The sequence below is a fragment of the Erwinia sp. S43 genome, from assembly GCF_016624745.1.
Lineage (GTDB): Bacteria > Pseudomonadota > Gammaproteobacteria > Enterobacterales > Enterobacteriaceae > Erwinia > Erwinia coffeiphila.
Genome location: NZ_JACVTX010000007.1, coordinates 112,045 through 136,371 on the forward strand (window position 1 = coordinate 112,045; position 24,327 = coordinate 136,371).

Below are 24,327 nucleotides of genomic sequence, written 5' to 3' on the forward strand. Positions count from 1 at the left end.
ATAACCTTATTTCTCCGCGATTAATCATGGTATTACTTGGGGATAAACGCCTGATTAATCCGGAGATCTACCATGAAAAAACTCACCCTTACCGCGCTGGCCCTGCTGGCCGCCTTTAGCGCCTCCTCGCAGGCTGCCGAAACGCTGCGCTTTGGTGTCGATCCGACCTTTACCCCGTTTGAAAGCAAGGCGGCGGACGGATCGCTACAGGGGTTTGATATCGATCTGGGCAATGCCGTTTGCCAGCATATGCAGGTGAAATGCGTCTGGGTGCAGACCGCGTACGACGGCATTATTCCGGCTCTGCAGGCGCGTAAATTCGATGCAATCCTCTCAGCGATGGCGATGACCGACAAGCGCCGCCAGCAGGTGCTGTTCACCGATATGATCTACAACGTGCCGAGTGCGCTGCTGACGTCTAAAGCCAGCAAGCTGCTGCCGGATGCGGCGGTGCTGAAGGGGAAAACCGTCGGCGTGGCGCAGGGCACCACCCAGGAAGCCTTCGCTAAAAGCGTCTGGGAAACGCAGGGTGTGCAGGTGGTGAGCTATCAGAACGAAGCGGAAATTTATCCGGATCTGGCCTCGGGCCGCCTGGATGCCACCTTTATTAACGCCGCAGCGGCCGAAACCGGCTTCCTGAAAACCCCGCAGGGCGCGGGCTATCATATCGCCGGTGAGCCGATGTACGACCAGAAATACTTCGGTGAGGGCATCGGCATCGGCCTGCGCAAGGACGATACGGCGCGGGTCGAAAAGATTAATCAGGCGCTGGCCGAACTGCATAAAAACGGCACCTACGATAAGTTAGCGAAGAAGTACTTCAGCTTTGACGTCTACAAGCGCCCGGAATAAGTGATGACTACGACAGTTCTTCCTGATTTCACCGCGCAGCGGGCGCGTTTTCTGGCAGCGGTGGCGCGCAACGGCGGCACCGTAACCCGTTACGACCATCCGTTAACCGGCCCCGCCGGTGAAGCGCTTTCAACCGATGTCGCGGTGCTGGGCCGCGCCGATGCGCCGCGCGTGATGCTGATTATTTCCGGTACGCACGGCGTAGAGGGCTACTACGGTTCCGACAGCCAGATCGCCTGGCTGGACGCGCTGGAGGGCCAGGCGCAGCCGGATGACGTGGCGGTGGTGCTGGTTCACCTGCTGAATCCGTGGGGCACCGCGCACCTGCGGCGGGTGAATGAAGATAACGCCGACCTTAACCGTAACTTTATCGACTTCGCCGCCGGAGCGCCGGAAAATGCGACTTACCGCGAACTGCACGCGATCTACACCTGCCGTGACGTAAACGGCCCTGAACGTGCCGCCGCCGATGCCATGCTGGCTGAGCAGTGTGCCGTACGCGGATGGAGCGGGGTGAAGCAGATCGTTGAAGCCGGGCAGTATCAGTTTGCCGACGGCATCTTCTTCGGCGGCAGCCGCGCCAGCTGGTCGCACCTGACGCTGAAGCAGATTATCGCCAGTCACCTCCAGCATGCGGAGCGCATTATCAGCTTCGATCTGCATACCGGTGCGGGAGCCTGGGGGCACCCGATGCTGCTGGCGATCGCCGAGCGGCCTTACCCGGCGCTGGACGAGGCGCGGCAGATTTTCGGCGAGTGGCTGACGGTGCTGATTACCGGCGCGGGCCGCGACAGCGAAACCGGCGTCACCGCCACGGCCACCGGCTATCTGTCACAGTTCCTGCTCGATAATCTGCCGGATACGCAGCTGATCCAGCTGGTGGTGGAGTGCGGGACCTATGCCGGGGATGAAATGCATCGCCGGGTGCGCGACGACCACTGGCTTCATCTGTACGGCGAACCGGCGAGCGAGCAGGGGCGGCAGCTGAAATGGCAGCTGTTTGAGGGCTTCAATCCGCAGGATGCCGACTGGCAGGCGCTGGTGGCGTTCCGCACCCGGCAGATCTTCCAGCGCGGCTGGGCGGCGCTGCTCGCCGCCCGCTAAGGTCTAAGGCGTCCGTTAAATGCTAGAGGCGCCCGTAGAAGGTCATACGGGCGCTTTCCGACAGCGCAATATCCGGCTGTGCATTATAGGCCAGCACCACCAGCATACGGGTGATATCGCCTTCGGTTGGCGTCACCCGGTGCAGCGCGTTGCGCCCGCGAAACAGCACCAGATCCCCTGGTTCAATCTCCAGCTTTTGAACCTCCAGCTCGCCGTTCAGCACCTTACCCACGCCGTCAAAATTCATCTCTCCGGCCTCCGCATCGCGCAGATGGCTGACGTATTCAAACACGCCGCCCGCTTCCGGTTTCTGGATCAGCAGGGTGATGGCGAATGACGAGTTGTCAAAATGCCAGCCCAGCTCCTGGCCGGTATGCGCATAGTGCAGATTGATCGATGACAGGCTGTCGGCGTAGGGATACAGCTGCTGTTCGTCCAGCACGCCGCAGAGGAAGGCTTTGAATTCCGCAGAATCGTACAGCTTACGCAGAGGCGAATCTGCCGGGATCTCTTCGTCGGTAATACAGCCTTTTGACGACACCACCTGGCGATTGCGCGGATGATCGGCGGGCAGAGTTTCATCGGTTTTTTGCAGATAAACGTTGTGCTGACTTTTGGCGTAGAAGGCCAGATGCTGATTTTCATCTCCCTCTTTTTTGATGATCTCCAGCGCGGCAGGGGTCAGAAAACCGCGCAGTACCAGCGCGCCGGAGTCCGCCAGCTGAAGGCGACAGCGTTCGGTGTAAGCGGCATCATTAATCGGGTGAGCGGGCAGATTCAGGAGAGAAGTCAGTGCGTTCATCGGGTTCTCGTCAGCGGCGGAGTGTGAACTTCACTCTACGGCTTCACCCTGCCGCTGACTATCTGTTTTTGCAGGTATTTTACGCTTTTGCGATCGCCGCCGCGCCGCGCTAAACCGGGGGTTTTGCCAGCGCGGCCAGGCTGCCTTCCTGTGCCAGCAGCGAACGCAGCGGCGCAAACAGCGGCTGTGGCAGATCGGCGGGATCGAACCACTGCCAGCCCGCGCATTTTTCCGGTTCGCAGCGCTGCGGCGTGCCGCTGGCCGCGTGGGCCAGCACGAACAGCGTGACGTAATGCTTCTGCTCGGCGTGGAAGACGTCATTGGTAAACGGCCCCAGCGCGGTGTCGCCGAGGATCAGTCCGGTTTCTTCCAGCACTTCGCGGGCAGCACACTGCTGCGGGGTTTCACCAAATTCCAGATGGCCGCCGGGGGCCGACCAGTAGCCCTCGCCGTGGTTGCCCAGACGCCTGCCGAGCAGGATTTTGCCGTCGCGAAAAATCAGTACGCCAACGCCGATGCGGGGTTGAGGCATGTTTGTTCTCCCTGAAATAAAACGATCGCCATGATAATAGCCGCAGTCGCGGGCTGATTCACATTATTGATAATCTGTGATGCAAACGGTACTCAACTCGCGGCGGGGTGACTATGCTGCCAGTGGGATAATTTGAGCTTTTTCAGGAGAGCTGCAATGAGTGACAGATTTATCAGTGCCGATCGGATACGCGACCGCTTTTCTAAAGCCATGTCGGCCATGTACCAGGCGGAAGTGCCGCAGTACGGCACGCTGCTTCAGCTGGTGCGGGAAGTGAATCAGCAGGAATCAGCGCGGGATTGCAGCGCGTTATCCCCGGAAGAACTGAATCGCCTGAGCGTGGAGCGCCACGGTGCGATTCGTCTGGGAACCGCGGCCGAGCTGGCCACCATGCGCCAGCTGTTTGCGGTGATGGGCATGTCGGCGGTGGGCTATTACGATCTCTCTGAGGCAGGCGTACCGGTCCATTCCACCGCTTTTCGCCCGGTCAGTGAAGCCTCGTTGCTGATCAATCCCTTCCGCGTTTTTACCTCGCTGCTGCGGCTGGAGCTGATTGACGATCCGGCCCTGCGCCAGCGGGTGGCCGATGTGCTGGCCCGCCGCGATATCTATACGCCGCGCCTGCGCGAGCTGCTGGTTTTGTGGCAGCAGCAGGGCGGATTCAGCGAAAGTGAAGCGGAGGAGTTCGTCAGTGAAGCTCTGGAAACCTTCCGCTGGCACCAGCAGGCGGCGGTGGATCTGCCAACCTATAACGCGCTGCTGGCCCAGCACCGACTGATTGCCGATGTCGCCTGCTTCCGTGGGCCGCACATCAACCACCTGACGCCGCGCACGCTGGATATCGACCGCGTGCAGCAGCTGATGCCGGAGTACGGCATCAGCCCGAAAGAGGTGATTGAAGGCCCGCCGCGCCGACGCTGCCCGATCCTGCTGCGGCAGACCAGCTTTAAGGCGCTGAATGAAGAGATCCGTTTTTCCGACCGCGAGCAGGGCACCCACACCGCCCGCTTTGGTGAGATCGAACAGCGTGGCGTCGCCCTGACCCGTAAAGGCCGCGAGCTGTACGATCGGCTGCTGCGCGAGGCTTCAGCGCAGAAGTTCAGCGATAACGCCGCCCACCAGCAGCACCTCAGTGCCGTATTTGCCGCGTTTCCCGACAGTGATGCCGAACTGCGTCAGCAGCAGCTGGCCTTTTACCGCTACCGGCGCAATCCGGGCGTTGCGGCACAGCCGGGGCAGGATCTGGAGGCGCTAATCGCCAGCGGCGCGGTGAGTGCCGAACCGATCATCTACGAGGACTTTCTGCCGGTCAGCGCGGCGGGGATTTTCCAGTCCAATCTGGGCAGCGACACCAGCAGCGTCAGCAGCGGCAATCCCAGCCAGGCGGCATTTGAGCAGGCGCTGGGCTGCGCGGTGCAGGATGAGTTTGCGCTGTATCAGCAGCTACAGCAGGACTCGCTCGATCGGCTGACTGAGGCGCTGAGTTAGGAAAATGTTCTCCATGCAAGGTGTCGTGGTGCAGGGATGAGGGTAATCCTGGCCGCGGAAACTGAGATTTACCGCCCAAGTACAGTAAATCTCGTCATTCAGGCCGTTGGGATGAGGGCTGTCGATGTGGCTGCAAGCGCCTGGCTGTGCAGGCGCTGAGAAGCGAATCAGTTGGCGAACGGCGCACTGCCGGTCAGTACGCGCTCGATAACATTAAGCGCGCCCTCGTCGTTATTGCTCTCGGTGTGGTAGCGCGCAACCTGTTTGACCGCAGGCTGCGCGTTAGCCATCGCAAAACCGAAGCCCGCATGCGCCACCATCTCGATATCGTTACCGCTGTCGCCGACGGCAACCACTTCTTCATCGGCGATGCCCCACTGCCGCTGCAACAGCGCCAGTCCGTGAGCTTTGTGCACGCCGGGAATAATCAGATCGACAAAGCCAAAGCCGCTGGAAACCGGGGTGACGATACCGTCCAGCGCATGGCCGACGTGTGCCATCAGTTCAGGGATCTTTTCGTCCGGCAGATTCAGCGAAAACTTAAAGACGCTTTCATTCAGATGGTCAAAGCTCTCGCGCAGTTCAAGGCGATGGTAGTGTTTTGACATCAGCGTCACCAGCGCATCCGGCGAAGATCCCAGCATCCAGGCGCTGCGCGGGCCGCAGAGCACCACGTGAACGTCCGGGAACGCCGACAGCACCGTCAGCACGCGCTGCACGCGATCGGCACTGAGATCGCCACAGAACAGCGTCTGCCCACGATCGATAATGTAGGCACCGTTTTCGGCGACGAAGGTGATCTCATCGCGGATTTCCGGGAAGAAGCTGATCAACTGGTAATACTGATTGCCGCTGGCCACCACAAAACGGATGTTTTGCTGTTTGATTTGCTGATACTGCGCCAAAAACCGGGCTTTGTTATAGGTTTTCTGGTCTGAAAGAAAGGTGCCATCCATATCGACGGCGATCATTTTAATCACGGTTCCATGCCCTGAAGTAGAAAAAACATCCGCTATTTTCGTCGGAAAAGGTGCAAAAAAAAAGAGGTGAATTTTGCACCTTTGTGCCGCTTTTCTTTCGTTTTTGCGATGCAGGCCGAATAGCGGTGATTGTTATCGCTCCTCATGTTTCATAATATGAAAGTAATAATTTACTAATGAAAGTTTTTTGCTGTCGGGCGTACGGCACTGTGGGGATGAGATGAAAGAGCGGCATCGGCTGATTTTGGATCGGGTGGAAGAAAAGGGGAAGGTCAGCATTCAGGATCTGGCGCTGCAGTTCGCGGTATCCGGCGTGACGATTCGCAAGGATCTGGTTGAGCTGGAAAAGCTGAATTACCTGACCCGGACCCACGGCTATGCGGTGTCGCTCAACGATCTCAGCGAGCGGGTCAGCAGTAATTTCAGTACCAAAGAGGCGATGGCGAAGCGCGCGCTGGGGCTGCTCTGCGAGGGCGACACGGTGTTTATTGAAGCGGGTAGCAGTAACGCCCATCTGGCCCGCGAAATTGGCCGTTCCGGGCTCGATGTGACGGTGATTACGCCCTGCGTGTATGTCGCAAACGAGCTGAAGAACTGTCATCAGGAAGTGGTGTTAATCGGCGGCGTGCTGCAAAAGCGCAGCGAGTGCCTGGTGGGGCCGCTGACGCACCTGTGCATTAACAACATCAACTTTAACAAGGTGTTTATTGGCATTGATGGCTACAGTCCGGAACACGGTTTTACCGGCCGCGACGTGATGCGCGCCGAGAACATTCGGCTGGCGATTGAAAAACGGGTGCAGAATTTCGTGATTGCCGAGTCCGCCAAGTTTGGCAAACTTTACCCTTATAATGTGGCGAAGCATGGCGATATTGATACGATTATCACCGATCGGCATCTTTCCGCAGAATTTGTTGGCAGCTTAACCGGGCAGGGCGTTAAGGTGCTGACCGCCTGACCGCCTGACCGCCTGACCGCCTGACCGCCTGACCGCCTGACCGGTGGTTCGGCGCGTTGGGTTTTTTTATGCGGTGGCTAATTCGGGCATTTTTCTTTCATATTTTCTTTCCTTTGTTTCGAAACCCTCCGCTATAGAAAACTCAACTTGCGATATATAAATATTTCTGCCCTTATTTTGACTATATTTCAATATATACAACGAGTTATATTTAATTTCCCCAGTATTTCTACAATGTGATAGCGATCGCGTTTTATACAAAGATACAGATTTATTTTTTAATGAAATAAAAATATATTGCATATGAAACTTTTTTATTGTGAATCGCATTTTGCACCGGAGGTCACCATGGAATTCTATTTAGATACCGCTGACGTTGCGGCAGTAAAACGTCTGGCGGCCGTTCTGCCGATTAAAGGCGTCACGACAAACCCAAGCATCGTTTCGCGCAGCAAGCGCCCGTTAAGCAGCGTGCTGCAGGAACTGGTGTCGATTTTGCCCGCAGACAGCACGCTGTTTGCCCAGGTTATCGCCCATGATGCCGCCGCGATGGTGGATGAAGCGCTGCATCTGCGTGAAATCGTCCCGTCGCTGGTGGTGAAAGTGCCGGTAACGCATAATGGTCTGACGGCGATCAAGGCGCTGACCCAGCAGAATATCCCGACGCTGGGCACCGCCGTATACGGCGCAGGGCAGGGGTTCTATGCTGCACTGGCCGGGGCCAGCTACATTGCGCCTTACGTAAACCGCGTGGATGCGCAGGGCGGCGACGGCATTATGCTGGTTAAAGAGTTGCAAAGACTGCTGTCGCTCCACTGCCCGCAGAGCAAAGTGCTGGCGGCCAGCTTCCGTACGCCGCGCCAGGTGCTGGACTGCATGCTGGCAGGATGCGAGTCGATCACCGTCGATCCGGATGTCGCCGAACTGTTCCTGCTCGATCCGGCAGTCGACAGCGCGCTGCAACGCTTCGATCAGGACTGGACGGCGGCCTACGGCGAGCTGAAAATTTCCTGATTGGCTGATTGGCTGATTGGCTGATTGGCTGATTGGCTGATTGGCTGATTGGCTGACTGGCTTAGCGTTTATAAAAAGGCGAACCCGATAAAAGGGTTCGCACTGTTTGAGTTTATAGCGGTTTTCCGCGACGTAATTGGGATTTGAATGACGGGTTCATACGTCATCCGCTTCCCGGCTATTTTGCTGCCGTTATCGCGTCCTGAGCCTGCGCACTGCGCCCCCACATTCTCACCACAAAACTACCGGCACCGGCCACGGTCAGCAGCGCTACCACGCCCGGCCAGCCTGCACGTTCCAGCATCAGGCTACCCAGCGCAGAACCGACGGCCATACCGATAAAGACCCCGGTGAACATCAGCGCGTTCAGACGACTGCGTGCCGCAGGTTCCAGACCGAAAATCAGCGTCTGGTGGGACACCAGCGTGGCCTGCACGCCAAAATCAAAGCCGAGAGCAGAGACAACAATCAGCGCCAGCTGAGCCGGAACCGGCAGCAGCGGCAGCAGGAACAGCGCGGCAAACGATACGGTCGCCAGCGCCGTGGCCAGCCGGGTCACCATGGCCGGGCCGTGGCGATCGGCGAGCATTCCCGCCAGCGGTGCGGCCAGCGCACCTGCGGCACCGGCCAGGCCAAAGGCACCCGCCGTGGCGCTACCCAGACCGTAATGGCTGTGCAGCATCACCGCCAGCGTTGACCAGAAGGCGCTGAAGCCAACGGACAGCAGGCCCTGTGCCAGCGCTGCGCGGCGCAGTTCCCCGTGGCGCAGCCACAGATGACGCATTGACGCCAGCAGCTCCGGGTAGCTCATCGCGGTGCTCGGGGCGATATGCGGCAGGCGACGCCAGAGGATCAGCGTAATCGCCAGTACCAGTACGGCGGCAAGAATAAACATTGTGCGCCAGCCTGCGTACTGCGCCACCACACCACTCACTACGCGCGAAAGCAAGATCCCCAACAGCAGCCCGGTCATCACCGTGCCGACGGTTTTGCCGCGCTGCGCTGCCGGTGCCAGATGGGCGGCAGCCGGAACGATATCCTGCGCCATGGTGGCGGCAATTCCCACCGCCAGGCTGGCAACCAGCAATACGGTGATATTGCCGGCGGCGGCGCTAAGCAGCAGCGCGAGGGTCAGCAGCAGCCCTTTAATGCTGATAATGGTGCGACGATCGTGGCGATCGCCCAGCGGGGCCAGCAGCAGTATCCCCAGCGCGTAGCCAATCTGCGTCAGGGTCGGCACCAGGCCGCTGGCGGTCACGCTGGCGTGCAGCTGGCCGGATAAAATTTCCAGCATCGGCTGGCTGTAGTAGATCGAGGCGACGCTGAAGCCGGCACCGGTCGCCAGCATCAGCACGGTCGAAGCCGCCAGCGGCCGTTCGTTATGCGATGGATGTGTTTGCGTTGACATGGTTGTTACCCGTTGTTCGTTTCATCAGAAGTTGCAGGTATTTTTCACCGTTACGATAACGGTTGGTAGTCGCCTGCCAGGTAGAACTGTTATACGATGGGCGTATGAGCAAAGACATATTACCCGGCGTTGACCGTATAGAGCTGATGCAAACCTTTGTGCGCATCGTTGAAGCAGGCAGCCTGTCTGCGGCCGCCCTGCGCCTGTCGACCACCCAACCTACCGTCAGCCGCCGCCTGCAAACGCTGGAAAAGCTGCTGGGTCTGAAGCTTTTGCAGCGCAATACCCACGTGATGAAGCTGACTGAAGACGGTGAGCGCTGCTACGCTCATGCGCGTTCGCTGCTGGAAAGCTGGCAGGGGATAGAGGACGATCTGCGTGGCGTGACGGAAGAGCCGCAGGGCGTGCTGCGCGTGCTGGCCCCGCATGCCTTCGGCCAGGATCAGATGATCGCGCCGCTACAGGCCTATTTGCAGCGCTATCCAAAAATGACCGTGGACTGGATGCTCAGCGACCGCACGCCGGACTTTATTGCCGAAGGCATTGACTGCGCGGTGCACGTTGGGCCCATTACCGAACCGTCGGTGGTGGCGGTTCTGGTGGCCGAAGTCCCGCGTATTGTCATCGCCTCCCCCACGCTGCTCGGCGATCGTTCGCTGCCGGAACGGCCGCAGCAGCTCCAGGATCTGCCCTGGCTGGCGTTGAGTACTTTTTATCGCCACAGCGTGTCGCTGACTCACGATGCCAGCCGCGAGGTGCAGCGTTTTGATATTCAGCCGCGCCTGCTGACCGATAGCCTGTATGCGCTGCGTAATGCGGTGCTGGCGGGGATGGGGGTCGGCATTGCCTCATCGTGGATGGTGCAGCAGGATCTTGCCGAGGGAAAACTGCTGCATCTGGCACCGCAGTGGCACGCGGCGGCGCTGCCGGTGTATCTGGTCTATCCCCACGCGCGCTACTATCCCGCCCGCCTGCGTATGTTTCTGGCGATGATGCGGGAAACCATGCCGGCGCTGACCGGCACCCAGCATCCGGCTTAGTGCCGCGCGGCATCTGAGACGAGCGGCGGTTCGGCAGATCGTTGGCGGAAACGGGGATGCAGCAGCATTAGCATTAGCGCCATCGCCAGACTGATCAGCCCCGCCCACAGCATCGCGCTGCCAAAGCCACTGGCAACCGCGCGGGCCATTTCCTGCATCAGCCTTTCACCGTCCACGCTCGCGGGCCAGTGATGCTCAACGATTGCCGCGTGGGCCAACGCCTCCGGCTGGCTGAAGCGGGCCGCTCGCAGGCTGGCAGCCAGTACGGCCTGCGCATGAAGGTTCATCAGCGTACCCAGCAGGGCGATGCCCAGCGTCATGCCCGCCTGCCGTAGCGCATTCATTACCGCCGAGGCGATCCCGGATCGTTCCGTCGGCGCACTGCGCATCACCAGCGCACTGGTAGCGGGCATCGCCAGCCCCATCCCTGCACCCAGTATCGCCAGCAGCAGGCTCACGAAAAGCCCCGGACTACCGGCGTCCAGCAGTGGCATCAGTAGCAGACCCACAGCCATCAGCGCATAGCCGGTCACTGCCATCATCAGCACACTAAAACGGGCCGAAAGACGGCCAAAGGCCATCGCAACTATCGCCATAGCAATGAATTCCGGTGCCATGCGCCAGCCGGTTTCCAGCGAGTTCCATCCCTGCGCCTGCTGCAGAAACAGAGAAACAAAGAAGACGCTGCTGTAGGCGGAAAAGCCGAGTACCGCCGAAGCGAGATTGCAGAGGGTAAAGTCAGCCTTGTGGAACAGGTCGAGCGGCAGCAGCGGGCGGACGGCGAATTTTTCCACCCGCAGAAATGCGGCAAACAGCAGCAGCGCGGCGAACAGTGAACCGGCGCTCAGCGGACTGCGCCAACCGTGCTCGCCGCTGGCTATCAGACCAAATGTCAGTGCTCCCAGCCAGAGCACGCTCAGCAGCTGCCCGGCCGGGTCCAGCGACAGGCGCTCTTTCGAGGCGCTTTCACGCAGGCCATAGTGGCCCAGCAGCAGGGTGATTATCCCGATGGGCAGGTTGATCAGGAAGATCACCTGCCAGCCGGTGATATGCACCAGGATGCCGCCGAGCAGCGGACCGGCGACCAGCGACAGAGCGCTAACCGCCGACCAGATGCCAATGACCCGAATACGCTGAAATTCATCAGGAAAAGATCGAGTTAACAGCGACAGCGCCCCCGGAATAATCGCCGCTCCGGCGATGCCCTGAACCACCCGCCCCGCCAGCAGAGTGGGCAGCGATCCGGCAAACGCGCACAGGGCCGAACCCACGGTAAAAATCGCAATGCCGCACAGCCACACGCGCTTGTGACCGAAACGTGCGCTGAGCGGGCCGGAGGAGAGAATGCAGGCGGAAAGGCAGAGCGCGTAGGCATCCACCACCCACTGAAGCCCGGATAGCGTGGTATTCAGTGCCGCCTGCATTGCGGGCAGCGCAACGTTAACAATGCTGATATCCAGCGATGTCATAAAGGTGCCGAGGCAGATGGCTGCCACCAGCGAAACCCGACGTAAGCGGTGCATAGCGTCTCCGTGATCCTGTCATTTTATTGATAATGATTCTCAATATAGATAATGACTGACCGTCGGTCAATGAGTTGATGGCGGCTATTTTGCGGTTTTCTGGTCAAGAAAAGCGACATTGGTTACGATGGCAGCCGGGCAATACGGGACGCGAAAATGAATTCACCACAGGAAAATATACCGCCGCAGCCGCGCACCAAACCGGCAGAGGTTCGACTGGACGAGCTGATGGATGCCGCCGAGCGGTTGTTTATCACTAAGGGTTTTGAGGCCACCACGGTCAGTGAGATCGTGCGCGATGCCGGCGTGGCGAAGGGCACGTTCTATCACTACTTCCCGTCAAAAAATGAAGTGCTGGCCGCACTGCGCGAGCGATTTACCCGCCAGTTTATCGATCGGGTTCAGCTGGCGATGGATGCCTGCCCCGCGGATGATGCGATAGCCCGCCTGCACGCCTGGTGCAAGAGCTGCGTGGCGGCGTATCTGGACAGCATGGCGGTGCATGATGCGCTGTATCACGATCACCACTACCACACGCGCGGCAATCAGGATCGCGATGCGGTGCTGGACCAGGTGCTGGCGCTGCTGAACGAAGGGGTTACGCTGGGAGCCTGGCAATTGGATCAGCCCCGGCTGACCGCGATGCTGATGTACCACGGTATGCACGGCGCGGTGGACAATCTGGTGATCGATGAAGACGCCAGCCGCACCGATTTGGGCGCGCAGCTGGCACAGCAGTTTTTACGTTTGCTGGGCCGTGGCTAGCCCGCGTCCGGCATATCGCTAAATATCCGGGAACGTCATCTTAAACGCCGCGCCGCCCAGCTCGCTTATCTCACAGCTGGCTTTTCCGCCGTGGGCTTTGGCAATCGCCTGCACCACCGCCAGCCCCAGCCCGGTGCCGCCGCTTTCCCGTGAACGCGATTGATCGCCCCGGGTGAAGGTATTAAACAGGGTGCTGCCGATTTCCGCCGGGATGCCTGGCCCCTCGTCCTCTACCGCGATAGTGACACCCTCCGGGCTGCGGAAACAGGACACCATGACGACACCCTGCGTGGCGTAGCGGCGCGTATTGTCCAACAGGGCCAGCAGCGCCTGGCGAAGTCGCGCAGCATCGCAGTGCAGGGTGATGTCATCCAGCCGCAGCACCAGCGACAGTTTGCGCTCGGCCAGCGAAGGGCGCATCAGCTCCGCCACGGCGGAGATCTCCCGGCTGATTTCGCTGTCTTCACAGTGCAGCGGCATATGACCACTTTCCGCCAGGCTCAGCGTGCGCAGATCTTCAATCAGCCGCGCCAGGCCCTCGGTCTGCTTCACCAGATTGACGAACAGCGCGTGGTCGGGTGGGAATACGCCGTCGGCCAGCCCCTGTAGCCGCCCGCGCAGGATGGTCACCGGCGTTCTCAGCTCGTGTGCGATGGCCGCATTCCAGGTGGTGATCTCCCCCGAGGCCGTTTCCAGCCGCTCGGCCATGGTATTAAAGTCGTCCACCAGCGCGGCGGTTTCCGTCAGCCTGCGGTCACCGGCATCGGCGCGAGTACCGAGTTCGCCGCCGGCGATTTTACGCGCGCTGTCGGCCAGAGAGTTCAGCGGATACAGTACCTTGCGGGCAAATCTGACGGCGGTCAGGATCGCCACCGCCAGCGACAGCGCGGTTGAAATGCCGAACTGCATCCACTCGCCGGTAGTCGGTTCGTAGTCCACCGCCTCCATATTGGTAAACAGCAGCGCCAGGCCATACCACACGTAATACACGCCGAAAGAGATAATAATTGATGAGCAGGTGACCTGCGTCATCAGCACGATTAAATGGCGACTCAGGCCTGATCCCTTCATGCTAATCCCCCAGCCGGTAGCCGAGGCCGCGCACGCTTTCGGGTATGCCTGAAATCCCGGCCTCTTCCAGCTTTTTACGCAGTTTGCTGATGTGGCTGTCCACCGTACGCTCCAGGGTTTCTCCCTCGGCCAGGCAGTTTTCCAGCAGCTCAAGGCGGCTGAAGACCTTTTTCGGGTAACGCATCAGGTGGGCCAGCAGGCGGAACTCGGTGGTGGTGAGCGCGATAGCCAGTTCTTCCTCGGTTTTGATATTCACCACCCGGAACTCCTCGGGATAGAGCGCCAGCCGGGCGGTTTTTAGCACCTGCGGGACGGCCGCGATGGGGTGCGGCTGGCAGGCCGTGCGCCGGAGAATAGCGTGGGTGCGGGCCACGACCTCATCGGGATTAAACGGTTTTATTACGTAGTCGTCGGCACCGATCCGCAATGCGGCGAGCTTATCGGTATCGCCATCGCTGGCCGTCAGCATCAGCACCGGCGTATTGCCGCGCCGACGAAGCTCGGAGAGCACCTGCCAGCCGTTCATTCCGGGCATGCGGATATCCAGAATCACCAGGCAGGGGTTATGCCGCGCATGCAGTTCAAGCGCGTCGACGCCGTTGGCGGCATAGAGTGTGTCAAAGCCATCGCGTTGCAGATACGCCTGGACGATCTCAGCGATTTCCACTTCGTCTTCGACGACAAGGATTGGGAATTGTGTGTTCATAGGACCCCACAATATGGCATCGGCAAGGGGTTGTTAAGGCCAGAATTTTTATTTTTTATCTCCACACTCCCTCCATATTCGCTCCACTGATTCTGCATAAAACCGCGTTAGTCTGCCGCCTTTCATTCTTATAACTTTCGGAAATTATGCCGCTATGAAAATTAAAGGACGGGTGCTGTTACTGGCTGCTGTTGTCCTGTCGATCGCTGGCTGTGGGCAGGATGAGGATAAGACTGCCGTTCAGTCGTCTGACGCCACCAAAGTAACGGTGACATCGCTGGAGGCGGGAGAGGTGTCTGTCACCCACAGCTGGCCGGGGCGCGTTGTTGCCCTGCGCACCGCGCAAATCCGGCCGCAGGTCGGTGGGATTGTCACCGCCCGGCTGTTTGCTCAGGGCTCGGAGGTCAAAGCGGGTCAGCCGCTGTTTCAAATCGATCCTGCGCCATTTCGTGCGGAGGTGGCGATGGCTGAAGCGACACTGGCCAGAGTGGAAGCCTCTCACCGCCAGCTACAGCAGAAGGCCAACCGCCTGAGCCAGATTCAGCATAGCGGTGCTGTCAGCCGTCAGGATTTTGATGATGCACTGGCGAACAGCGCCCAGGCGGCGGCCAGCGTGGCGGAAGCCAAAGCCTCGCTACAGCGGAAAAAGCTGGACCTGGCGTACTCCACGGTAAAGGCCCCGGTCAGCGGGCGTATCGATCAGGAGTTTGTGACTGAGGGTGCGCTGGTCAGCGCGGCGGATACCCAGGCGATGGCTATCGTTCAGCAGACGGAAAAGGTCTATGTCGATGCCCGTCTGCCCGCATCGGAGCTGCGCCAGATTATCGACAGCCCGACAGCGGATGAACCGTCCCCCAATGCGCTGCGGGTCAGTCTGCTGGATGAGGCCGGTAAGCCCTATGACGTACAGGCTAAGCTGCTGTTCTCCGGGGTGAGCGTTAATAACGAAACCGGCGACGTGGTGCTGCGCATCGTGGCGGATAATCCGGCGCGCGTCCTGCTGCCGGGAATGTATATCCGCGTCAGTATTACCCGACATATTGCTAAAAACGGACTGGTGATACCCGGCCAGGCGATACAGCGCCTAGATGACGGCAACTATGTCTGGACGGTTGATGGTGATGGCGCGGCGCGGAAAATCGGCGTGGAGCTGGCGGGCGAAAGCGGCCAGGGTGAGATCGTCAAAAGCGGTCTGCAGGCCGGAACAAGGCTGGTTGTTGAAGGCCAGGACAAGCTGCAGGAAGGCATGCGGGTAACGGCTGTTCCGCTTAAGCCCCGTGCGTAATCCGCGTTTTAATCAGTACAGGAAAATCTGATGCCGCAATTCTTTATCAATCGCCCGATTTTTGCCTGGGTTATTGCCCTGTTTATCGTACTGTTCGGGCTGATCGCCATTCCGCAGCTGCCGGTGGCACAGTATCCGTCGGTGGCACCGCCCAGCGTGTCGATTACCGTAAACTACCCCGGTGCCACGCCGCAGACCATGAACGAATCGGTGATTTCCCTGATCGAACGGGAACTGTCCGGCGTGGACGATCTGCTTTACTTCGAATCCTCCAGCGATACGTCGGGAATGGGCACGATCACGGTGACCTTTAAGCCGGGCACCGATATCAAGCTGGCCCAGGTAGACGTGCAGAACCAGATCAAGGTGGTGGAGCCGCGGCTGCCGCAGACGGTCAGGCAAAACGGGCTGACGGTTGAGGCGGCGTCCTCGAACTTTCTGATGATCGTCGGGCTGAACTCGGCACCGGGCCGCTTTAGCGAAGCCGATCTGAGCGACTATTTTGCCCGTAACCTGACGGAAGAGCTGCGCCGGGTGGAGGGCGTGGGGAAAGTGCAGGCGTTCGGCGCGGAGAAGGCGATGCGGGTGTGGGTCGATCCCGCACGGCTGATTTCCTACAGTCTGACGATTAGCGACATTACCAACGCCATCAGCCTGCAAAATGCGCAGATTGCACCGGGCCGAATCGGTGATTCGCCGTCGGTTGACGGTCAGCGTTCGTCCTATCCGCTGACCGTTAGCGGCCAGCTCGGTACGCCGGAGGAGTTCCGTCAGATCGTGCTGAAGGCCAATACCGACGGTTCACGGGTGACGCTGGGCGACGTGGCGCGCGTAGAGCTGGGATTACAAACTTACTCTTTCTCTATCCGTGACAACGGCGTGCCGTCTACGGCGGCGGCGATCCAGCTGTCGCCCGGTGCCAATGCGGTGAAAACCTCGGCGGCGGTGCAGGCAAGGCTGGCCGAACTGGCCAATACCATGCCGGAGGGGATGAGCTATTCCGTGCCGTTTGATACCGCGCCGTTCGTTAAAATCTCCATCGAAAAGGTGATCCATACCTTTATCGAGGCGATGGTACTGGTATTCCTGGTTATGTTTCTGTTCCTGCAAAACGTCCGCTATACCTTTATTCCCGCCATCGTTGCGCCTATCGCGCTGCTGGGCACCTTCACCGTGATGATGCTGAGCGGTTTCTCTATCAACGTGCTGACGATGTTTGGCATGGTGCTGGCGATCGGCATTATCGTCGACGATGCGATTGTGGTGGTGGAAAACGTCGAGCGCCTGATGGCGGAAGAGGGGCTGTCGCCGCGCGAAGCAACGGAAAAGGCAATGCGTGAAATCACCGGCGCGGTAATCGGTATTACGCTGGTGCTGACCGCCGTATTTATCCCGATGGGGCTGGCCAGCGGTTCGGTCGGGATTATTTACCGGCAGTTTACCCTGTCGATGGCGGTGTCGATCCTGTTCTCTGCATTCCTGGCGTTAACGCTGACCCCGGCGCTCTGCGCCACGATGCTGAAGCCGATTACCCCGGAATCACACCATAAAGGGCGTTTTTTCAGTGCCTTTAACCGCGGCTTCGATCGGCTGTCTTCAGGCTATGCGTCGTGGCTGGGCCGCCTGCTGAAAAAAACCGGCCGTATGATGCTGCTGTATGCGGCACTGTGCGCGGTGCTGGCCTTCGGCTTTAAAGTCCTGCCGTCCTCGTTCCTGCCGGAAGAGGATCAGGGGTACTTCATTACTTCGCTTCAGCTGCCTTCCGATGCGACCACCGAGCGTACCCGCGACGTGGTGCAAAAGCTGGAGGCGGTGGTAGCCGACCGACCGGGCGTTGACCGTAACCTGTCGATCCTCGGTTTCAGCTTTGCCGGGTCGGGCTCCAACTCTGCGCTGGCCTTTACCATGCTGAAAGACTGGGGCGATCGCGCTGGCGCTACGGCACAGGGGGAAGCAGCCTGGGTGCAGGAGGCGATGTCATCCGTTCCTGACGCCACGGTGATGAGCCTGCTGCCGCCGCCGATTGCCGAGCTGGGTAACTCCACCGGCTTCACGCTGCGGCTGGAGGATCGCGCCGGGCACGATTACAAAACGCAGATGGCGGCGCTGCATAGGCTACTTGGCGCGGCGGCTGGCAGTGCCGTCGTGCAGGATGTGTATCCCGATGGCCTGCCTGATGGCACCAGTATTAACCTGCGCTTCGATCGCCAGAAAGCCGAAGCGATGGGCGTGACGTTTAGCGATATCAGCCAGACGCTCTCCGGTGCGATGGGGTCGTCTTACGTCAACGATTTCCCTAACGGTGGGCGTATTCAGCAGGTGATTGTGCAGGCCGACGCGCCGTACCGTATGCATCTGAAGGACGTGCTTTCGCTCTACGTGCGCAACAAAAGCGGCGGTATGGTGCCGCTGTCCGAGTTTGTTCAGGCCGACTGGCAAACCTCGCCGCTACAGCTGATTCGCTATCAGGGCTATCCCGCCTTCCGTCTGGCCGGTAGTGCCGCGCCGGGCTATTCAAGCGGGGAGGCGATGGCCGAAATGGAGAGGCTTGCCGGAGAGCTGCCGTCAGGGTTTGCCGTTGAGTGGACCGGGCAGTCGCAGCAGGAACTCCAGTCGGCTTCGCAGGCACCGATGCTGATGATGCTGTCGATGCTGGTGGTATTCCTGGTGCTGGCGGCACTGTATGAAAGCTGGACCATCCCGCTTTCGGTGATGCTGGTGGTGCCGCTGGGGCTGTTGGGCACCGTGGGGGCGGTGCTGCTGCGCGATATGTCCAACGATGTGTTCTTCAAGGTGGGGATGATCACCATCATCGGTCTGTCGGCGAAGAATGCGATTTTAATCGTTGAGTTTGCCCGCCAGCTCTATCGTGAAGAGGGCAATATCGTCAGCGCCACGCTGCGCGCCGCCCGTATGCGCCTGCGGCCGATCCTGATGACCTCGCTGGCCTTTACCCTCGGCGTAGTGCCGCTGATGCTGGCAACCGGGGCGAGCGCGACGACTCAGCACGCCATCGGCACCGGGGTATTCGGTGGGATGATTACCGGGACAATTCTGGCGGTGTTCTTTGTGCCTGCGTTCTTCCTGTTCGTGATGGCTGCGGCCGATAAACTGCGTGCCCTCACCAGCAAATCCAATCGGTAATAAAACAACACAGCAGGCAGCTTAAGGGTGCTGCCTGCTCTGAGTTCAGGCTGATTTTAACTCAGGAGGACAGCATGGATTTCCAGCAAGAAACCGTCGACGACATTCTGCCATGGATTGATGAACATATCGGACTGCCGCTGCACATTCAGGATGTTGCCGCCCGCTCTGGTTATTCTAAATGGTATTTTCAGCGCCTTTTCCGTCAGCGAATGAATCAGACCCTGGGAAGTTATATTCGCGAACGCCGACTGTATTATGCCTCGCAGGATTTGGCACTGACCGAACTGACTGTTCTGGACATTGCGCTACGCTACGGCTTTGAAAGCCAGCAATCGTTCACCCGCCTGTTCACCCGCTACTTTAAGGCGCCGCCCGCCCGATGGCGGCGGACGCAGCGCTAACGTTTTTCGCCTTAGAAGTCATTAATACGCTTATTTTTTGGCTAAAAAAACGTCCATTTATAACTTTTGTTATTAATTTTAGCGATTGTTTATTAAAAATTAATAGCCACCCACTCTTAAAGCAGTCTCCAGACAGATGTGAACAAATGTATATTTGTCGGCGAAATAGCATTCTTTGACGCCGACAGTATTAACGAACTCTCCTTAACGAGACTCGCTATCTGACGCCTTAATCTTGCGGCTTCCGGTCAGTTGAAGTTTCTATTCACCATTGCACAAATACGTATGGCAAAAAGTCGACGACTTTGTGCAGGACCGCTGTTGGCTAATTGATAAATAACTCTCTCCGACAAGGATAAGCAATGAAAAAGGTAATTCTTTCCGCCGCGATGGCGACTGCGTTTTTAGGCCTGTCTGCAGCTAATGCGGCTGACCAGAATGTGGGTGGTGGTCAGGTTAATTTCTTCGGTAAAGTGACCGATGTTTCTTGTACTGTTTCCGTTAATGGCCAGGGCAGCGATGCCAATGTTTATCTGTCTCCAGTGACCTTAACTGAAGTAAAAGCAGCAGCGGCTGATACACTGCTGAAACCAAAATCTTTCACCATCGACGTGTCTAACTGCCAGGCCGCTGACAAAACTGCGCAGGACGATCTGACCAAGCTGGGCGTGAACTGGACCGGTGGTAACCTGCTGGCGAATGCAACCAACAAACAGCAGGGCTACCTGGCGAACACCGAAGCCGCTGGCGCTCAAAATATCCAGCTGGTTCTGGCAACAGACAGCGCCACCGCACTGACCAACAAAATCATCCCAGGCGACAAGGCCCAGCCGAAAGCAGCCGGTGACGCGACTGCCGTGCAGGATGGTGCTCGCTTCACCTATATCGTGGGCTACGCGAGCAGCACCCCGTCTACTGTCACCACCGGTGTGGTGAACAGCTACGCGACTTACGAAATTACCTACCAGTAATTACTGCCTGAAATTAAAACGGCCTTTTTCGGCTGATTTAAACAGTGATAAAGCGGCACGTGCTGCCGCTTATTTTATATTCTGAGGTCAGCATGAAGTCGATTGCCCTTTTTTTCTTTTCCATTTTTAGCGTTGCGGCCAGCGCCAACAATATTATTGTCAACGGCACCCGCTTTATTTATCCGGGAAATGAAAAAGAAATAACGGTGCAGCTTTCCAACACCGCCGACCGTCCGGCACTGGCACAAACCTGGCTGGATAACGGTAATCCCGACGCTACGCCGGATACTATCACCACGCCGTTTATTATTACTCCGCCCATTTCCCGCGTGGATGCCAAAAGCGGCCAGACGCTGCGCATCAAACTCGGCAGCGATGCCGGATTAGCCAAAGATAAAGAGACGCTGTGGTGGCTGAACCTGCTGGAAATCCCGCCGGTGGTCGCTAACGGCAAAAATGAGGGGCAAAACGTCCTGCAGCTGGCGATTCGTTCGCGCTTCAAGTTTATCTATCGCCCGACCGGGCTGGGCAACCGCGATGCGGCCGCCGAGAAACTCGCACTCTCCGCCAGCGGTAATCGCTTATCGGTATCGAACCCCACGCCGTTTTATATCACCGTCAGCCGTATTTCGCGCGACGGCACCAGGCCGCTCAATGGCAAAACGGTAATGCTTGCCCCGCAGTCAAGCCAGGTGATTGCACTGAACGCGTCGGTGAGCAAAGGCGAGACGCTGACTGTTAACAATATCAATGACTATGGTGCCGATGTTGCTGTGAAAGTCGCCGTTCAATAAGGGTGAAAATAATGAAGCAGAAGTTATTCTGCCCGGGAAGTTTACGCACGGCGATGGCAATTGCGCTCTGCGGCTTGCCGTTAGTTTCCAGCGGACAGGAAAACCCAGGGGCGACCTACACCTTTAACGACGGTTTTATCGTCGGCAGCCGTGAAAAAGTCGATCTGTCACGATTCTCTACCAGCGCCATCACCGAGGGAACCTACTCACTTGACGTGTACACCAACGGCGAGTGGAAAGGGCGCTACGATCTCAATGTCACCCGCGATCAAGACGGGAAAATGGGGATCTGTTACACCCGGGCCATGCTGGCGCAGTTTGGTATTGCCGCCGAGAAGCTCAACCCCACGCTCAGCCAGCAGGAAGGCTTCTGCGGCCGTTTGCCGGAGTGGCACAGCGAAGACACGATTAAAGATAACCTGATTCAGTCCTCTCTGCGGTTGGAAATCTCCGTACCGCAAATCTATGAAGATCAGCGCTTTAAAAACTTCGTCAGCCCGGAATTCTGGGATAAAGGCATTACCGCGCTGAACCTGGGCTGGATGGCGAACACCTGGACCAGCCACGCTTCGGCCGGTGAAAGTTCGGATAACAGCAGCGCCTATCTGGGCATCAATGCGGGATTTTCCTGGGACGGCTGGCTGCTGAAGCACGTGGGGAATCTGAACTGGCAGCAGCAGCAGGGCAAGGCGCGCTGGAGCAGTAATCAGACCTACGTACAGCGGCCGCTGCCGCAGGTCGATTCCATCGTCAGCGCGGGGCAAATCTTCACCAACGGCGAGTTCTTCGACACCATTGGTGTGCGCGGTGTGAATCTGGCGACCGACGACAATATGCTGCCTGACGGAATGCGTTCTTACGCGCCGGAGATCCGCGGCGTGGCGCAGAGTAACGCGCTGGTAACGGTCCGTCAGGGCGCGAATATGATTTATCAGACGACCGTGCCGCCGGGGCCGTTTGTATTAAAAGATGTCTATCCTTCCGGCTACGGCAGCGATCTGGAAGTGTCGGTGAAAGAATCCGATGGCAGCACAGAAGTGTTTAATGTGCCCTACGCCTCGGTTGCGCAGCTGCTGCGCCCGGGGATGACGCGCTATGCGCTTTCCGCCGGTAAGGTTGATGACAGCTCGCTGCGCAACCGGCCCGTGCTGTATCAGGCGACCTGGCAGCACGGTCTGAATAACCTGTTTACCGGCTATGTCGGCGCTACCGGCTTTAATGATTATCAGGCCTTCCTGCTCGGCACCGGGATGAATACCGGTTTCGGTGCGCTCTCCTTCGATATCACCCAGTCACGGCTGAGAAGCGATACGCTGAATGAAAATGGCCAGAGCTACCGCGCCACCTTTAACCGAATGTTCACCGAAACCCAGACCAGCATCGTGCTGGCGGCGTATCGCTACTCCACCAAAGGTTATTACAACCTGAACGACGCGCTGTTTGCGGTCGATCAGGAGAAATACTACGACAGCAATTACACCCAGTGGCGGCAGAAAAACGGCCTGACCTTTACCGTCAACCAGAGCCTGCCGGACGGCTGGGGTGGCTTCTATCTGAGCGGCCGTATCTCCGATTACTGGAACCGTTCCGGCACCGAGAAGCAGTATCAGCTCAGCTACAACAATATGTTTGGCCGCCTGTCATGGTCGGTGGGCGCTCAACGCGTTTATACCCCGGACAGCTCCGGCCACAGCCGCGACGACCGCGTGTCGCTTAACTTCAGTTATCCGCTGTGGTTTGGCGAGGGGCGTACCGCAAATCTGACCTCGAATACCTCATTTAATAACTCGCACTTCGGCAGCTCGCAGATTGGCGTGAACGGCTCGCTGGATAGCAGCAATAACCTTAACTACGGCATTTCCACCACCACGTCCAGCGGCGGCGAGCATGATGTAGCGCTGAACGGCAGCTATCGTACGCCGCTGGCCACGCTGAACGGCAGCTACAGCCAGGGCGCGGGCTATCGCCAGAGCGGGCTGGGCGGCAGCGGGACGCTGATTGCCCACGGCGGCGGTATCGTGCTGTCGCCGGAGACCGGCACGACCATGGCATTGATCGAAGCGAAAGATGCGGCAGGTGCTGAACTGCCGGGTTCACCGGGGACGCGCGTGGATAAAAACGGCTATGCGGTTCTGCCGTACCTGCGCCCCTACCGCATCAATGCTGTTGAAATTGACCCGAAAGGCAGCAGTGACGATGTCGCGTTCGAACGAACGGTGGCTCAGGTCGTACCGTGGGAAGACAGCGTGGTGAAAGTGGCCTTCAATACGTCAATTCAGAACAACATCACGCTACATGCCCGGCAGGCAAACCGTGCGCCGCTGCCATTTGCCGCCTCCGTTTACGATACGGACGGTAAGGCGATTGGTGTGGTGGGGCAGGGCAGCATGCTGTTTATCAGCGACGCCAGCGCACGGCGCGCGGTGGTGAAGTGGAGCGGCGGAGAGTGTTCCGTTGAGCTGGGCCAGGAAAACAATAAGGAAAGGGTATGTCGCTGAGTAAGCAGCTGGTTATCTTGATGGGGCTGATGATGATGGGGACGACCTCCGCCTGGGCAGCCTGTACCCGACTCTCTCAGCCAACGGTACAGCTGGATATGGTGGTGGGCAGGGTGGTGGTGCCGCCCGATCTGCCGGTGGGCTCGGTGATTGCCACTCGAAACTGGACGATGAATGCGCCGGGCGGCGCAAGCTACACCTGTACCTCCGGCACCAACCGCTTTGTGGCGAAGATGGCGCTGGCGGGCAGTACCAATCTGGGTAATAAGGTGTTTTCTACCAACGTGCCGGGAATCGGCATGCGCTTCAGCCGCGGTGGGGCCACGGTGAATATTATCTACCCGGATACCTATTCCTCATCGATAACCCGAACCACGACCTATTCTCTGGAGGGGTCGCGCTTCACCCTGGAGATTATTAAAACCGCCACCACCACCGGAAGCGGTACGCTGGCGGCAGGAAAATATACGACCTACGACTGGGAGAACGGTAATAATCCCATTCTGGACACCTATCTGAGTGCCAATGCGATCACCATTGTTTCGCCTTCCTGTACGGTATTGAGTGGTACTAATATGAATGTTGATGTGGGCGCAATTAAACGTTCCGATTTAAACGGAGTCGGTACGACAGCGGGCGGAAGAGATTTTAATATTCAGCTGCAGTGCAGCGGCGGCTTAAGCGCTTCCGGGTTTGCTAACATCAATACGACGTTCTCCGGGAATCTGGCCACCAATACCACCGCGACTAAAGGGGCACTGATTAACGAAAAAACCGGCAATTCGGCGGCAAAAGGGATCGGTATTCAGGTGCTGAAAGACGGAACGCCAATCGAGTTTAATAAAAAATACAACATCGGTACGCTACAGAGCCAGGAAACGCGCTATATCACCTTACCGTATCGTGCCCGTTTCTATCAGTACCTGCCGACTACCTCGACCGGTGAAGTGGAATCTCATATGGTCTTTAACCTGACGTACGATTAACC

Annotated in this window: 21 protein-coding genes; 14 read left to right on the plus strand and 7 right to left on the minus strand. The window is 58.4% G+C overall.

Going from position 1 to position 24,327, the window contains the following annotated elements:
- Positions 1 to 72: 72 nt before the first annotated feature.
- Both IBT47_RS11540 and IBT47_RS11545 read left to right on the plus strand, forming a co-directional pair.
- Entirely contained in the window at positions 73 to 852 is a 780-nt protein-coding gene (locus IBT47_RS11540) for an ABC transporter substrate-binding protein (RefSeq protein ID WP_200560546.1), read from the plus strand.
- Between the two features lie 3 nt (positions 853 to 855).
- On the plus strand, positions 856 to 1,956 hold the full coding sequence (locus tag IBT47_RS11545) for a DUF2817 domain-containing protein (protein ID WP_200560547.1): 1,101 nt from the start codon (positions 856 to 858) through the stop codon (positions 1,954 to 1,956).
- Positions 1,957 to 1,978: 22 nt separating this feature from the next.
- Here IBT47_RS11545 and IBT47_RS11550 read toward each other — a convergent pair whose 3' ends face one another.
- On the minus strand, positions 1,979 to 2,758 hold the full coding sequence (locus IBT47_RS11550; protein WP_200560548.1) for a 2OG-Fe(II) oxygenase: 780 nt from the start codon (positions 2,756 to 2,758) through the stop codon (positions 1,979 to 1,981).
- 109 nt (positions 2,759 to 2,867) lie between these two features.
- The gene (locus IBT47_RS11555) at positions 2,868 to 3,290 is read right to left on the minus strand and encodes an NUDIX hydrolase (protein WP_200560549.1); all 423 of its coding nucleotides are present in this window, start codon (positions 3,288 to 3,290) and stop codon (positions 2,868 to 2,870) included.
- A gap of 156 nt (positions 3,291 to 3,446) precedes the next feature.
- On the opposite strand from IBT47_RS11555, the gene IBT47_RS11560 reads away from it, so the two are divergent.
- Positions 3,447 to 4,778, plus strand: coding sequence for a VOC family protein (locus IBT47_RS11560; RefSeq protein WP_200560550.1), 1,332 nt, complete (start codon positions 3,447 to 3,449; stop codon positions 4,776 to 4,778).
- A gap of 167 nt (positions 4,779 to 4,945) precedes the next feature.
- Here the strand turns inward: IBT47_RS11560 and IBT47_RS11565 are convergent, their stop codons facing one another.
- Complete coding sequence (locus tag IBT47_RS11565) at positions 4,946 to 5,749, minus strand: Cof-type HAD-IIB family hydrolase (protein WP_200560606.1); 804 nt, start codon at positions 5,747 to 5,749, stop codon at positions 4,946 to 4,948.
- Between the two features lie 229 nt (positions 5,750 to 5,978).
- On the opposite strand from IBT47_RS11565, the gene IBT47_RS11570 reads away from it, so the two are divergent.
- Together IBT47_RS11570 and fsa are read left to right on the plus strand one after the other, a co-directional pair.
- On the plus strand, positions 5,979 to 6,716 hold the full coding sequence (locus IBT47_RS11570) for a DeoR/GlpR family DNA-binding transcription regulator (RefSeq protein WP_200543254.1): 738 nt from the start codon (positions 5,979 to 5,981) through the stop codon (positions 6,714 to 6,716).
- Positions 6,717 to 7,064: 348 nt separating this feature from the next.
- Positions 7,065 to 7,730, plus strand: coding sequence for a fructose-6-phosphate aldolase (gene fsa / locus IBT47_RS11575; protein ID WP_200543267.1), 666 nt, complete (start codon positions 7,065 to 7,067; stop codon positions 7,728 to 7,730).
- Between the two features lie 178 nt (positions 7,731 to 7,908).
- Here the strand turns inward: fsa and IBT47_RS11580 are convergent, their stop codons facing one another.
- Positions 7,909 to 9,138: an MFS transporter gene (locus IBT47_RS11580; RefSeq protein ID WP_200560551.1), complete on the minus strand. Its 1,230-nt coding sequence runs from the start codon at positions 9,136 to 9,138 to the stop codon at positions 7,909 to 7,911.
- Positions 9,139 to 9,242: 104 nt separating this feature from the next.
- Here IBT47_RS11580 and IBT47_RS11585 point away from each other — a divergent pair, with 104 nt between their 5' ends.
- On the plus strand, positions 9,243 to 10,178 hold the full coding sequence (locus IBT47_RS11585; RefSeq protein ID WP_200560552.1) for a LysR family transcriptional regulator: 936 nt from the start codon (positions 9,243 to 9,245) through the stop codon (positions 10,176 to 10,178).
- Here the strand turns inward: IBT47_RS11585 and IBT47_RS11590 are convergent.
- Positions 10,175 to 11,701 carry an MFS transporter gene (locus IBT47_RS11590; RefSeq protein ID WP_200560553.1) on the minus strand — a complete coding sequence of 509 codons (1,527 nt, stop codon included), beginning with the start codon at positions 11,699 to 11,701 and terminating at the stop codon, positions 10,175 to 10,177. The genes IBT47_RS11585 and IBT47_RS11590 overlap by 4 nt on opposite strands.
- 156 nt (positions 11,702 to 11,857) lie before the next feature.
- Between IBT47_RS11590 and IBT47_RS11595 the strand changes: the two genes are divergently transcribed.
- Positions 11,858 to 12,466: a TetR/AcrR family transcriptional regulator gene (locus IBT47_RS11595; protein WP_200560554.1), complete on the plus strand. Its 609-nt coding sequence runs from the start codon at positions 11,858 to 11,860 to the stop codon at positions 12,464 to 12,466.
- Between the two features lie 18 nt (positions 12,467 to 12,484).
- Here the strand turns inward: IBT47_RS11595 and IBT47_RS11600 are convergent, their stop codons facing one another.
- On the minus strand, positions 12,485 to 13,537 hold the full coding sequence (locus IBT47_RS11600; protein WP_200560555.1) for an ATP-binding protein: 1,053 nt from the start codon (positions 13,535 to 13,537) through the stop codon (positions 12,485 to 12,487).
- 1 nt (position 13,538) lies between these two features.
- A complete protein-coding gene (locus IBT47_RS11605) occupies positions 13,539 to 14,243 on the minus strand; it encodes a response regulator (RefSeq protein ID WP_200560556.1) in 705 nt (234 codons plus the stop codon).
- Between the two features lie 154 nt (positions 14,244 to 14,397).
- Between IBT47_RS11605 and IBT47_RS11610 the strand changes: the two genes are divergently transcribed.
- From IBT47_RS11610 to IBT47_RS11640, 7 genes are all read left to right on the plus strand, one after another.
- Positions 14,398 to 15,528 (plus strand): efflux RND transporter periplasmic adaptor subunit, encoded by a 1,131-nt coding sequence (locus IBT47_RS11610; protein ID WP_200560557.1) that lies wholly within the window; start codon positions 14,398 to 14,400, stop codon positions 15,526 to 15,528.
- Positions 15,529 to 15,558: 30 nt separating this feature from the next.
- A complete protein-coding gene (locus IBT47_RS11615; RefSeq protein ID WP_200560558.1) occupies positions 15,559 to 18,672 on the plus strand; it encodes an efflux RND transporter permease subunit in 3,114 nt (1,037 codons plus the stop codon).
- Between the two features lie 74 nt (positions 18,673 to 18,746).
- Positions 18,747 to 19,076 (plus strand): helix-turn-helix domain-containing protein, encoded by a 330-nt coding sequence (locus tag IBT47_RS11620; protein ID WP_105592135.1) that lies wholly within the window; start codon positions 18,747 to 18,749, stop codon positions 19,074 to 19,076.
- Between the two features lie 362 nt (positions 19,077 to 19,438).
- Positions 19,439 to 20,047, plus strand: coding sequence for a fimbrial protein (locus tag IBT47_RS11625; RefSeq protein WP_200560559.1), 609 nt, complete (start codon positions 19,439 to 19,441; stop codon positions 20,045 to 20,047).
- 92 nt (positions 20,048 to 20,139) lie between these two features.
- Positions 20,140 to 20,841: a molecular chaperone gene (locus IBT47_RS11630; protein ID WP_200560560.1), complete on the plus strand. Its 702-nt coding sequence runs from the start codon at positions 20,140 to 20,142 to the stop codon at positions 20,839 to 20,841.
- Positions 20,842 to 20,852: 11 nt separating this feature from the next.
- Positions 20,853 to 23,339 carry a fimbria/pilus outer membrane usher protein gene (locus IBT47_RS11635; RefSeq protein WP_200560561.1) on the plus strand — a complete coding sequence of 829 codons (2,487 nt, stop codon included), beginning with the start codon at positions 20,853 to 20,855 and terminating at the stop codon, positions 23,337 to 23,339.
- Complete coding sequence (locus tag IBT47_RS11640) at positions 23,330 to 24,325, plus strand: fimbrial protein (RefSeq protein ID WP_200560562.1); 996 nt, start codon at positions 23,330 to 23,332, stop codon at positions 24,323 to 24,325. The genes IBT47_RS11635 and IBT47_RS11640 overlap by 10 nt, the downstream gene beginning before the upstream one ends.
- Positions 24,326 to 24,327 lie beyond the last annotated feature (2 nt).

Bases quoted from the DNA above. Each gene is read 5' to 3' on its own strand.
- IBT47_RS11540 (WP_200560546.1), top strand. From the start codon at position 73: ATGAAAAAACTCACCCTTACCGCGCTGGCCCTGCTGGCCGCCTTTAGC.
- IBT47_RS11545 (WP_200560547.1), top strand. From the start codon at position 856: ATGACTACGACAGTTCTTCCTGATTTCACCGCGCAGCGGGCGCGTTTT.
- IBT47_RS11550 (WP_200560548.1), bottom strand. From the start codon at position 2,758: ATGAACGCACTGACTTCTCTCCTGAATCTGCCCGCTCACCCGATTAAT.
- IBT47_RS11555 (WP_200560549.1), bottom strand. From the start codon at position 3,290: ATGCCTCAACCCCGCATCGGCGTTGGCGTACTGATTTTTCGCGACGGC.
- IBT47_RS11560 (WP_200560550.1), top strand. From the start codon at position 3,447: ATGAGTGACAGATTTATCAGTGCCGATCGGATACGCGACCGCTTTTCT.
- IBT47_RS11565 (WP_200560606.1), bottom strand. From the start codon at position 5,749: ATGATCGCCGTCGATATGGATGGCACCTTTCTTTCAGACCAGAAAACC.
- IBT47_RS11570 (WP_200543254.1), top strand. From the start codon at position 5,979: ATGAAAGAGCGGCATCGGCTGATTTTGGATCGGGTGGAAGAAAAGGGG.
- fsa (WP_200543267.1), top strand. From the start codon at position 7,065: ATGGAATTCTATTTAGATACCGCTGACGTTGCGGCAGTAAAACGTCTG.
- IBT47_RS11580 (WP_200560551.1), bottom strand. From the start codon at position 9,138: ATGTCAACGCAAACACATCCATCGCATAACGAACGGCCGCTGGCGGCT.
- IBT47_RS11585 (WP_200560552.1), top strand. From the start codon at position 9,243: ATGAGCAAAGACATATTACCCGGCGTTGACCGTATAGAGCTGATGCAA.
- IBT47_RS11590 (WP_200560553.1), bottom strand. From the start codon at position 11,701: ATGCACCGCTTACGTCGGGTTTCGCTGGTGGCAGCCATCTGCCTCGGC.
- IBT47_RS11595 (WP_200560554.1), top strand. From the start codon at position 11,858: ATGAATTCACCACAGGAAAATATACCGCCGCAGCCGCGCACCAAACCG.
- IBT47_RS11600 (WP_200560555.1), bottom strand. From the start codon at position 13,537: ATGAAGGGATCAGGCCTGAGTCGCCATTTAATCGTGCTGATGACGCAG.
- IBT47_RS11605 (WP_200560556.1), bottom strand. From the start codon at position 14,243: ATGAACACACAATTCCCAATCCTTGTCGTCGAAGACGAAGTGGAAATC.
- IBT47_RS11610 (WP_200560557.1), top strand. From the start codon at position 14,398: ATGAAAATTAAAGGACGGGTGCTGTTACTGGCTGCTGTTGTCCTGTCG.
- IBT47_RS11615 (WP_200560558.1), top strand. From the start codon at position 15,559: ATGCCGCAATTCTTTATCAATCGCCCGATTTTTGCCTGGGTTATTGCC.
- IBT47_RS11620 (WP_105592135.1), top strand. From the start codon at position 18,747: ATGGATTTCCAGCAAGAAACCGTCGACGACATTCTGCCATGGATTGAT.
- IBT47_RS11625 (WP_200560559.1), top strand. From the start codon at position 19,439: ATGAAAAAGGTAATTCTTTCCGCCGCGATGGCGACTGCGTTTTTAGGC.
- IBT47_RS11630 (WP_200560560.1), top strand. From the start codon at position 20,140: ATGAAGTCGATTGCCCTTTTTTTCTTTTCCATTTTTAGCGTTGCGGCC.
- IBT47_RS11635 (WP_200560561.1), top strand. From the start codon at position 20,853: ATGAAGCAGAAGTTATTCTGCCCGGGAAGTTTACGCACGGCGATGGCA.
- IBT47_RS11640 (WP_200560562.1), top strand. From the start codon at position 23,330: ATGTCGCTGAGTAAGCAGCTGGTTATCTTGATGGGGCTGATGATGATG.